Below are 1,399 nucleotides of genomic sequence, written 5' to 3'. Positions count from 1 at the left end.
GCCGAACGGAAATCGTGTGGAAAATGTCTTTAGTCAAATTTTGTCCGGATGCATGGATATATTTTTAACCAGATAGTAAAAAACACTGTCAGAACAGGGGTAAGGCTTTTGTCTTGAGAATGAAAAGTGTGAACGATATACTGAATTCATACCACACAACATCCTAATTCATGAATTAGCAGAAGCAAAAAAACTATTCAAAAGGAGATTAAAATGGCAAACAAGGTAAATGACATTAAGAAGGAAATCGTTCTTTATGCAAAATTATTGGATGCAAAAGGCTTGGTGAATACACTAGAGGGAAATATATCAATTTTAGACCGTGAAACCGGAGAATTATATATCACACCTTCAGGGACTAGAAAAGCATTTGTAGACGAAGACATGGTAGCAGTTGTAAAAGACGGGAAACAGATTGCGGGAAGTGTGAACCGGTCCAGCGAATATCTGCTCCATGAGGCTGCACTGAAAGCAAGGCCTGACTGCAATGCAGTGGCACATATCCATGCTCCGTATTTAACAGCCTATGCGTACTGTAATCAGACAATTAAACTGAAATGTTCTACCACATTTTCCTTAGTTTTCGGAGAGATTCCGTGTCTGCCTTATGGAGAGGCGGGAACGATCCACATTGCAGATGGAATTGAAGAGGCAATGAAAGAACATGATCTGGTTTTGCTTGGTAATCACGGATGTGTAGCCGTTGGGCAGACATTAGAAGATGCAGTGAAAATTATCGAGGCGGCAGAGGAAGTATTGAAAATTGCGAAGATTGCAGGAGAAGTCGGCACGATCACAGATATTCCGGATGATAAATTGGAATCATTATTCGAACACCACCCGGGAAGCAAAAGAAACAGAAATAAGAAATAAGGAAGAGGAGGGAATTTTAAAATGAAAGCAGCAATTATGTACGGACCAAATGATATCAGGGTGGAAGAAACCGAGAAACCAGCATGCCCCAAAGGAGGGCTGTTGCTAAAGGTTAAAGCCATCGGACTCTGCGGGTCAGATATCAGAAACCTAACGACAGATTCGAGAAAGGGAGATTATCCCCACATTTATGGTCACGAGGTGGTTGGGGAAGTTGCGGAAGTTTCACCGGAGATTACTACATATGCCGTAGGGGACCGGCTTTATGTTTATCCGGTAGAACATTGTTTAAAGTGTGAAGCATGCAGGAGCGGCCACAGTGAAAACTGTGAAAATGCAGGAGACTATGCGAACCGTCAGGGAGGCTTTGCAGATTATCTCCCGGTGCCTCCGGAGCAGCTTAATGCAGATGCTGTATATCCAATCCCGGACGGGGTCGATTACAACAGTGCATCACTGGGAGAACCATTATCTTCTGTCTATGCATGTCAGGAAAACGTAAATGTCACTCTGGGAGATACGGTTG

General features: G+C 43.0%; 2 protein-coding genes. Both read left to right on the top strand.

Features of this window, described 5'->3' with window-relative positions; genetic code table 11:
- The first annotated feature begins 213 nt into the window (after positions 1-213).
- Positions 214-873: a class II aldolase/adducin family protein gene (locus QVP35_RS07485; protein ID WP_009289724.1), complete on the top strand. Its 660-nt coding sequence runs from the start codon at positions 214-216 to the stop codon at positions 871-873.
- Between the two features lie 21 nt (positions 874-894).
- Positions 895-1,399: alcohol dehydrogenase catalytic domain-containing protein (locus QVP35_RS16585; protein ID WP_288187801.1), on the top strand; the 505-nt coding region annotated here is incomplete at its 3' end.

It is taken from the genome of Anaerostipes sp. CAG:276 (assembly GCF_000432215.1).
Classification (GTDB): Bacteria; Bacillota; Clostridia; order Lachnospirales; family Lachnospiraceae; genus Anaerostipes; species Anaerostipes caccae.
Note: the sequence above shows the minus strand (reverse complement) of the source record. Positions and strands in the feature narration are given on the sequence as shown.

What these genes read in the sequence shown, in the direction of transcription:
- QVP35_RS07485 (WP_009289724.1), top strand. Translation starts at nt 214, where the DNA reads ATGGCAAACAAGGTAAATGACATTAAGAAGGAAATCGTTCTTTATGCA.